This is a genomic window from Rhodopseudomonas sp. B29, from assembly GCF_000333455.1.
In the GTDB taxonomy this organism is placed as follows: Bacteria; Pseudomonadota; Alphaproteobacteria; order Rhizobiales; family Xanthobacteraceae; genus Rhodopseudomonas.
The window spans coordinates 1-9,172 of the sequence record NZ_BADD01000055.1 but is presented as its reverse complement, the minus strand read 5'-3'; the positions used below and the strand labels follow the sequence as shown (position 1 = coordinate 9,172).

At 65.4% G+C, this 9,172-nt stretch carries 7 protein-coding genes and 2 pseudogenes; 4 read left to right on the top strand and 5 right to left on the bottom strand.

Features of this window, described 5'->3' with window-relative positions:
• A pseudogene (locus tag I5M_RS01750) lies at nt 1-140 on the top strand (ribulose-phosphate 3-epimerase); the annotation flags it as partial.
• A gap of 295 nt (nt 141-435) precedes the next feature.
• Here I5M_RS01750 and lysK read toward each other — a convergent pair.
• From lysK to I5M_RS33450, 3 genes and pseudogenes are all read right to left on the bottom strand, one after another.
• A pseudogene (gene lysK, locus I5M_RS01745) lies at nt 436-699 on the bottom strand (lysine--tRNA ligase); the annotation flags it as partial.
• 31 nt (nt 700-730) lie between these two features.
• Nucleotides 731-1,627, bottom strand: coding sequence for a transporter substrate-binding domain-containing protein (locus tag I5M_RS01740; RefSeq protein WP_022719827.1), 897 nt, complete (start codon nt 1,625-1,627; stop codon nt 731-733).
• A gap of 120 nt (nt 1,628-1,747) precedes the next feature.
• Entirely contained in the window at nt 1,748-2,092 is a 345-nt protein-coding gene (locus I5M_RS33450; RefSeq protein ID WP_244431906.1) for a hypothetical protein, read from the bottom strand.
• Here I5M_RS33450 and I5M_RS01735 point away from each other — a divergent pair.
• Nucleotides 2,045-3,805, top strand: a complete 1,761-nt coding sequence (locus I5M_RS01735) for a glycosyltransferase family 2 protein (protein WP_244431905.1) — start codon at nt 2,045-2,047, stop codon at nt 3,803-3,805. The two genes, I5M_RS33450 and I5M_RS01735, sit on opposite strands and share 48 nt — an antisense overlap.
• Nucleotides 3,806-3,822: 17 nt before the next feature.
• Here the strand turns inward: I5M_RS01735 and I5M_RS01730 are convergent, their stop codons facing one another.
• Nucleotides 3,823-4,419, bottom strand: coding sequence for an SCO family protein (locus tag I5M_RS01730; protein WP_031335006.1), 597 nt, complete (start codon nt 4,417-4,419; stop codon nt 3,823-3,825).
• A gap of 204 nt (nt 4,420-4,623) precedes the next feature.
• Nucleotides 4,624-5,094 carry a hypothetical protein gene (locus I5M_RS01725; protein ID WP_022719824.1) on the bottom strand — a complete coding sequence of 157 codons (471 nt, stop codon included), beginning with the start codon at nt 5,092-5,094 and terminating at the stop codon, nt 4,624-4,626.
• 270 nt (nt 5,095-5,364) lie between these two features.
• Between I5M_RS01725 and I5M_RS01720 the strand changes: the two genes are divergently transcribed.
• Nucleotides 5,365-7,023, top strand: a complete 1,659-nt coding sequence (locus I5M_RS01720; RefSeq protein WP_022719823.1) for an FAD-binding dehydrogenase — start codon at nt 5,365-5,367, stop codon at nt 7,021-7,023.
• Nucleotides 7,024-7,460: 437 nt separating this feature from the next.
• Nucleotides 7,461-9,172, top strand: a 1,712-nt coding sequence (locus I5M_RS01715; RefSeq protein WP_022719822.1) for a methyl-accepting chemotaxis protein, incomplete at its 3' end; no start/stop codon positions are given.

The window sequence follows — 9,172 nt, the reverse complement described above, 5'->3', positions numbered from 1 at the left end:
CGGGCGAACTCGCTGCGGCAGGCGCGAACGCGTTGGTCGCGGGCAGCGCCGTGTTCAAGGGCGGGACGCTGGAGGCGTATAAGACGAATATCGCGGGGATCAGGAACGCGGCAGCGGCTGCGCGAGGGGAAGTGGTTTAGTTATTTAGCGGCTGAACGGACTGAGCAATGCTCCAATACATGACGCCACCGCGTTGATCGGGCCGCGCCTCACCATTCCGTTTGGTAAATTTTTCGCGCATTGAAACCATCTCTTGTGGATTGGAGACCCTTCCAGCAGGACACGAGCAATGATTGAAATAAAAGAAATCATAGACGTCATTCAAATCACCAAGAGTGCGATCTCGTCCCTCAGAAGTAATAAATCGAGATCAGAGTTCGGCTACCCAAATGAACATTTTCGCAAGATCGGATCTGCGCTTTCGGCAATCTATTTTGAGAACGCGAGCAGCCGGGTCTTGATCTTGTCTTCGGTCAGTACGCGAAACGCGTGGCGCACCATTGTGGTACGCGCCACCTCTCCGAAGGTGCCGATATGCGGCAGGCCCGAGGGACCGTAGCCGGTCTCGAACAGCACCTCGTCCTTCGGCTGCTTCTTCAGCCGGTTCACCAGAGCGCGCGCCTGTTCGAACGGCCAGGCATTGGACTGCTCGGCGAGGCTACGCAGATCGGATGCGCTGGGAAGTTCGATCGTCGTCATTCAAACACTCCGGCCGCGGTGACGCGGCTGATCAAAACGGATTTACCGAGAAGTAGTGCAGCCACAGATCGGTGTAGCGGCCTTTTTCCCAGACCCGGAACAGCGCCCAGTTGAGCGCCTGGCGCAACAGATCGTTGCCCTTGCGGACGCCGATGCCGACGCCCTCGCCGAAGTAACGGCTCTCCAGAAACGGCCCGCCAGAGAATGCGCAGCAATCCTCCGAGTCGGTGCCGTTAATCCAGAACGACAGCGCGATGGCGTCGCCGAAGATATACGACACCTCGCCGCGCTTCAGCGCCGCGCGCAGCGCCTCGTCGTTCGGATAGGAGTGCAGCTCGGCGTCGGTGAACATCGCCTTGAGATACGCCTCGTGCGCCGAGCCGGCGATGGCGCCGACCTTCTTGCCCTCGAGATACTCCGGCCGCATCTCCGGCAGCACCGCGTCCTTGCGGGCGACGAAGCGGCCGGGCGTCCGGTAATAGGGATCGGTGAAGTCGAGCTTGGCGCGGCTCTGCGGCGTCACCGCGATCGAGGCGATGATGGCGTCGCCGCGATTGGAAGACAGCGCATCGAGCAGCGTCTCGAACTTCCGCATCTGCACCGTGCAGGTGACCTTGATCTCGTCGCACAGCGCCCGCGCCAGATCGACATTGAAGCCGGCCGGATTGCCGTCGGGACCGGTGAAGTTGAACGGCGGGTAGTCGGTCTCGGTGAGGAAGCGGATCACCGTGAGGCGCGACAGGTCCGGCCGCTCCGGCCGCCGCCGCGGATCCCAGAATCCCGGCACCGCCTGGGCCGTGGCCGCCGCGGTCGCCTTGGCCTCGGCGTCCGGCTCGGCCGCGCGGGCGCCATGCGACAACGGCAGCACCGCCGCCAGGACCACGGCGGCAATTCCGGCAATGGCGCGCAGCCGCGAGGACGCACGCATCGCGACTTGCGCGCGGACAAAGACGGGATCGACAATCTTTGGTTGCATCAGAGGGTCCGGGCCGGTCGGGTCTTATAGACCATCCGGCGCGTGACGCGAGTGCCGTTTGCGTATTGCCGCTTAGTCATTGTGCCCGTGTCGATTTTGGCGTTCCACGCGCGGCGCCGAGGCGCCCCGCACCGCGTGTTTGGCCGGCCGATCGACGGCGATCGGCGGCGGCCGACGCATCCCTGCGATCTCGATGAGCAGGCCGCCGCGGCCCGCGCGGGCGAAAATTACAGCAGTCAGACCGATACCGAGTTCGAGGCCACCGTCCCACCGGGGCCGGAGCTCGATTGCCTGCGCGGCGTCCTCGCCCCCGGTCTGCTCAATGCCGCTGCCCACCGCGCCGCTGGGCTTGGGATCGGCGCCGATCAGGTGCTGATCCGCTGGGGCGTCATCGACGAAGCTCGCTACCTCGATCATCTCGCAGTCCATCTCGGTATTGCCCAGGAAGATTTCGCCGGCCGCGCCCGATCCGAGACGCCGCTGCGCGACGAGCAGCTTCGCTTCGCCGCCGCGGCGGGATTGATGCCGCTGCGGCTGAACGACGAACTGATCTGGGCGGTGACGCCGCGGCATAGCGCCGCCCGCACTCTGTGCGATCTGCTCCGCCACGAGCCCACTCTGCGCGGCCGGCTGCGGCTGGCCCAAGAGGATGCGCTCCGCCAATTCCTGCTGCATCCGGGCGGCTCGCTGGCCGAGGAGGCATCCTCGGCCTTGCAGCGCCGCAACCCGGCGCTGTCCGCGGCGCCGCGGCGCCACAAGCACGCCAGACCCGCAGCGACGCGGCTGGCCGGTGCAGCCCTGCTGGTCGGCATGCTACCGCTTTTCATGATGACGGCATGGGGCGCACTGCCAGCGTTGCTGTTTCTCGGCTTTACCGGACTACGTCTGGCCGCAGCACTGCAGCCACGGCCGACCGCAACGCGATCCCGCCGCCTTCGCGACGACGAGCTGCCGGTGTACACCGCCGTCGCAGCGCTGCATCGCGAGGCGAAATCCGTCGGGCCGTTGCTGCAGGCGATCGAAGCGCTCGACTATCCGCCGGAGAAACTCGACATCATCGTCGTGCTCGAACCGCACGATCTCGCCACCCGCGCAGCGATTGCCCGGCTCGGGCCTCGCCCGCATTTGCGCGTGTTGATCGCGCCGGCGACGATGCCGCAGACCAAGCCGAAAGCGCTGAATGTCGCCTTGCCGTTCGTGCGCGGCAGCATGGTGACAGTGTTCGACGCCGAGGACCGACCCGAGCCCGGGCAGCTCCGCACCGTGCTGGCCGCGTTCGCGGATGCTGCCGACATCGGATGCGTTCAGGCCAGCCTGACGATCGACAACATCACTCACGACTGGCTGTCACGATTGTTCTTGGCCGAATACGCCGGCCAGTTCGACGCCGTGCTGCCTGGGCTCACCCGGTTCGGCCTGCCGCTGCCGCTCGGCGGCTCGTCGAATCATTTTCGCACCGACGTGCTGCGCGAAGTCGGCGGCTGGGACGCCTACAACGTCACCGAGGATGCAGATCTGGGTTTCCGCCTGGCGCGGTTCGGCTATCGCGCGGTCAGCATTGCATCGAACACCAATGAGGAAGCGCCCGTCGGCTACACTGCTTGGCTGCCCCAGCGCACGCGCTGGATGAAGGGGTGGATGCAGACCTGGTGCGTGCACATGCGCCGGCCATTGCGGTTCTGGCGTGAGGCCGGCTGGCGCGGCGTGCTGACGCTCAACCTGACCGTCGGCGGCGGCGTGCTGTCGGCGCTGATGCATCCCCTGTTGTGGCTCATGCTCGGCTGGATGGCCCTGTCAGCACTGGCCGGGCATAGCAAGCCGGCGACAGACCCGTCGGCCTGGCTGTATGGCGCAAGTATCGCGACCGGCTACCTCGGCTCCGCCGCAGTGGCGCTGATCGGGCTGAAGCGTCGCGGAAAATTAAGCCTCGGCTGGTGGTTACTGGCGATGCCGCCCTATTGGATCTGCCTGTCGATCGCCGCGTGGCGGGCCTTATGCCAACTGGTGTGGAAGCCGCACCATTGGGAAAAGACAGAACACGGCCGCGCCGAGCGCGAGACGCCCGCCGCAGGCGAGCCAGCATGGACATCGCAGCCATCGATGCAATGGCTGCGGCGATGGCGAGGATGAGGCGACGCAGCGGCGCCTCACAAATACCGCTTCAGATCCGCCGCGGCTTCCTCGGGCTTGCGCTTGACGTCGAAGGGCGAGACGAAGCGGCCGGACTTGTCCATCAGATACACCAGAGCGGTGTGATCCATGGTGTAGTCGCCGTCCTTGAGCGGCACCTTGCGGGCGTAGACCCGGTAGGCCTTCTCGATCTGCTGGGTCTGCTCGGGAGTGCCGGTGAGGCCCACCACGTGCGGATCGAAGCTCGACAGGTAGTCCTTCATCGAGGCCGGCGTGTCGCGCTCCGGATCGACCGAGACGAAATAGGCGTTAATGCGGTCGGCGTCCTTGCCCATCGCCGCCAGCACCTGCGACAGCTCGAACAGCGTCGTCGGACACACGTCCGGGCAGCGGGTGAAGCCGAAGAAGATCAGCGTCGGCTTGCCCTTGATGCTTTGCTCGGAGACCGGCTGCCCGGACTGACTGGTCATCTGGAAGGCGCCGCCGATCGACGACGGCTGCACGCCCTGCAGCGCGCCCACCGACCAAAGCACCACCAGCAATCCGACGATCAGACTGCCCGTGAAGGCTGCGATGACGACGAGCGGGCGATTGGAGCGGGCGGGAGACGGCATCGGCATTCCTCGGCAAGGGCGCAGCACCGCCGCCGAGGCGAAGACGATCACCCGCATCGGCGCGATCCGCGGCAGCGCGATGGCTGCGGCTGCACCGATAAAGCGGGAGCCTGCACCCGGCAAGGCGTCGCAGCGGCGCACCGATCACGTGATGCGGAGCAACCGCGCCCGCTTTGGCGGCCGACCGTGGGGCCGGCCCCCGGCTCAGCGATCCGCCGAAGCGTGGGCGTCCATGTAGCAGGGCTTGTACATCGCCATCAGCTGCCTGCCGCGCAGGAAGATCATCTGCCGGGTCAAGCCGCCACGGCTCGAGATCCAGCGCCGGATGTTGGCCGGATACATCGTGTACAGCATGTGGGTAGCTTCGGGATTGGTGACGGCGTGGCCGTTGGCGCCGAGATCCCACGCGGCGTGGAAGCCGAGATTGGCACGCGGCGTGACGCAGATCTTGTCGTGCGGCACGGCACCGAGCACCAGCGTGCAGGCCGAAGCGCACAGCCCGTCGATCACCACTGTCTCGCCGGATGAGCGCAGCTCCTGATACTTGTCGACATAGGTTCCGATCCGCCCGCCGCGGTCGTCGGAAATCCGCATCATCGCCTGGCTGGGCGCTGCCGCCACCATCACCAGCACAGCGGCAACCAGACTGGTCAGCAATCCCGTCAGCTTTCTCATTGGCGAGCCCCGATGATCCCCGTTGTCGTCGTGCCCGAGCGTGATGCGGTGATGACTCGGGACGGGTGTCAGCGTGATTCCGGATCAGGGTTTTGTCCAGATCACCGGACTCGTTCCACTTCGATTCAAACCAAGTGTTGCAGGCAGGATGCACTGGCGGCCCCCGCGGTCCCAAACTGATACACGCCGCGCTGGGAATCCCGTTGACTCGGGCTCGGCGCGACACGCATCAATCAGTTCCGGAACTGGAAACGCGGGCAGCGCAAAACAATGAGCCAAGATGCCGACGTCATCGTCATCGGCGCCGGCCTCGCTGGCCTGGTCGCCGCCACCGAGATCGCCGACGCCGGCCGCCGCGTCATCGTGGTCGATCAGGAGGGCGAGCAGAATTGCGGCGGCCAGGCGTTCTGGTCATTCGGGGGCTTGTTCCTGGTCGATAGTCCGGAACAGCGACGGCTCGGCATTCGCGACAGCTATCAGCTGGCGCTGCAGGACTGGCTGGGCACCGCGGGCTTCGACCGCACCGAAGATCACTGGCCGCGGCGCTGGGCCGAGGCTTATGTGGGCTTTGCAGCCGGCGAAAAACGCGACTGGCTGCGCGCCATGGGGCACCGCAGCTTCCCGATCGTCGGATGGGCCGAGCGCGGCGGCTACGACGCGATGGGACACGGCAATTCGGTGCCGCGGTTCCACGTCACCTGGGGCACCGGCCCCGGCCTGATCGAGCCGTTCGTGCGCCGCGCACGCGACGCACAAGCCGCCGGCCGGCTGATGTTCAAGTTCCGGCACCGCGTCGATGGGCTGATCGTCACCAACGGCGTGGTCGAAGGCATCAGCGGCTCGGTGCTCGAGCCGACGCGAGTCGAGCGCGGCGCTTCGTCGTCCCGCCAAGTCGTCGGCGACTTCACCCTGCGCGCCCAGGCGGTGATCGTCGCCGCCGGCGGCATCGGCGGCAATCACGACCTGGTCCGCCAGAATTGGCCGCAGCGGCTCGGTACGCCGCCGAAGCGGATGATCTCGGGCGTGCCCGAGCATGTCGACGGCCGCATGCTCGGCATCACCGAGGCCGCCGGCGGCCGGCTGATCAATCGCGACCGGATGTGGCACTATGTCGAGGGTTTGCAGAACTTCGCACCGATCTGGCCGCGTCACGGCATCCGCATTCTGCCGGGTCCATCGTCGATGTGGTTCGACGCCACCGGCAAGCGCTTGCCGGCTCCACTATTCCCGGGATCCGACACACTCGGCCAGCTCGCCCACATCATGGCGACCGGGTACGATTACTCCTGGTTCGTACTGACGCAGGCGATCATCAAAAAGGAATTCGCGCTGTCGGGCTCCGAACAGAACCCCGACCTCACCGGCAAGAGCTGGCTGATGACGGCGCGCCGCGCCACCAACAAGGGCGCGCCCGCACCGGTCGAGGCGTTCAAGCAGCAAGGCGCCGACTTCATCGTCCGCGACAATCTCGAAGAGCTCGTTGCCGGCATGAACGCGCTGTCGGGCGACAATCTGCTGAAGCTCGACGCGCTCCGCACCCAGATCGAGGCGCGTGACCGCGAGATCGACAACGCGTTCGTCAAGGACGCGCAGGTGATGAACATCCACAACGCACGGCGCTACATCGGCGACCGGCTGATCCGCACCGCGAAGCCGCACAAGATTCTCGATCCGGCGCATGGCCCTTTGATCGCGGTGCGTCTCAACATCCTGACGCGCAAGACCCTCGGAGGGCTCGAGACCGATCTCGACGGCCGCGTCTTCGGCGCCGGCGGAGACATCATTCCCGGCCTCTATGCAGCCGGTGAAGCTTCCGGCTTCGGCGGCGGCGGCATGCACGGCTATCGCTCGCTCGAGGGCACGTTCCTCGGTGGCTGCCTGTTCTCAGGCCGCAATGCCGGGCGAGCCGCGGCGAAAGCGGCGGCGTAGAAAACGTAGGATGGGTTGAGCCGAAGGCGAAACCCATCCTATCCAAGGCACGGAGAGGATGGATTTCGCTGCGTTCAACCATCCTACGTCTGACCGCCCCACATTGCGCCAATCACCAACTATATAGTCGCCACATGCGATTAGTTGGCAAAAATATGAGCTGCGTACAACTACCAAGTTGAGCCACAATCGCGACAGCTTAATCCAATCTTCAGGCCGACCCCGCAAAATCGATTCACCACTGATTGGTGGTAAATCAGATCGGGCCCGCCGATGTCTCGGCGAGACTGGTCCCATCACAAACACATCGCCATTGATCCTCACCAGGAGCGGAATTGCCGCAGGCACACGGCTCCATGCGACTGCATATCGCGTCACGTGCGAAACACCGCACCGGATTATTTCAGCCCTGCGGCCCACCAACACGGAATCTTCGTATGGCCTTTCGCCTCAGCCTCGCTCACAAAATCAATTCTATCGCCGTCGTCGGCATCGTCGGCGTCCTCGCGCTCGGCGGAATCTACATGACGAGTAACGCTTCGCTCAAGAGCGCTCGTCGCGCCGACGAGCATGCGCGATCGATCGGAGACGCCAATGCGCGGCTGCAGATCGCCTTGTTGGAGCAGCGGCGCGCCGAGAAGAATTTTCTGCTGCGCAAGGACGAGCAGTATCTTGCACAGTTCAAACAGAGCGGCAAAACGGCTGCCGACAATCTGACCGAGATGTTCCGGCTGATCGATCCAGCGACGGAACAAGATTTGGCGACCAGACTGAAGGCGATCCAGGCCGGCTCCGACTCCTACGCCAAGCAGTTCTCGGACCTCGCCGCCGAGCAGATCAAGCTCGGGCTTAAAGAAGACCTCGGCCTCGAAGGCAGCCTGCGGAAATCCGTCCGCGAGATCGAGACTGCGCTCAAGCCGCTCGACGCGCCGCAACTGACCGCCGACCTGCTGATGATGCGTCGTCACGAGAAGGATTTCATGCTGCGCCGTAATCCCAAATACGGCGACGACATGAAGTCTCGCGCTGCCGAGTTCTCCAAACAGCTCGCCGCGGCGGATTTGCCGGAGGCCGCCAAGGTGGATATCACGCAGAAGCTTCGCAGCTATCAGCGCGACTTCTTCGCCTGGACGGAGGGCGCGCTCGCAATCGAACAGGCCGAAAAGGCCATGGTAGTGACGTTCAGGACGCTGCAGCCGCAGCTCGACGAACTCGCCGTGGTGGTGCGCGACACGACCGACAAAGCAAAGGCACACGCCACCGAGGTGCGGGCGGCCACTGAGACGCGCATGGAGATCGCGATCGCCGCGATCATCGCGGCCGTCGCCCTGCTTGGACTTCTGATCGGCCGCTCGGTGTCGAAGCCGCTCGGTGGACTGTCCGAGGGCATCCGCCGGCTCGGCGACGGCGAACTCGACTTTGTCCTGCCGGGGCTGCAGCGCAGCGATGAAGTCGGCGACATGGCGCGCGCGGTCGAATCCTGCAAGCTGAAGGCGCAGGAACGCGCCGAAGCGGAAGCCGCCGCCAAGGCGCAGCAGGATCGTCTCGCTGCCGAGCAGCGCAAGCGCGACATGATCGAACTCGCCGACCGGTTCGAAGGCGCCGTCGGCGAGATCGTCGAGACGGTATCTTCGGCCTCGACCGAGCTCGAGGCTTCGGCGACGACTCTGACCACCACGGCCGAGCACGCCCGCGACTTCACCGTCCGCGTCGCCGCCGCGTCCGAAGAGGCCTCGACCAATGTCGAATCGGTAGCCTCCGCCAGCGAAGAGATGAGCGCCTCCGTCGGCGAGATCAGCCGGCAGGTTCAGGAAGCCGCTCGCATCGCTCGCGCCGCCGAGGCCCAGGCCTTGCAGACCAACGACCGCGTCGGCGAATTGTCCGTAGCGGCCGGCCGGATCAACGACGTCGTCGAGCTGATTCACTCGATCGCGGCACAAACCAACCTGCTGGCACTGAACGCCACCATCGAGGCGGCGCGGGCCGGCGACGCCGGCCGCGGCTTCGCGGTGGTGGCCAGCGAGGTCAAGGCGCTGGCCGAACAGACCGCCAAGGCCACCGAGCAGATCGGCCAGCAGATCGGCGGCATCCAGGGTGCCACCCAGCAATCGGTCTCCGCCATCAAGGAGATCGGCGGCACCATCGCGCG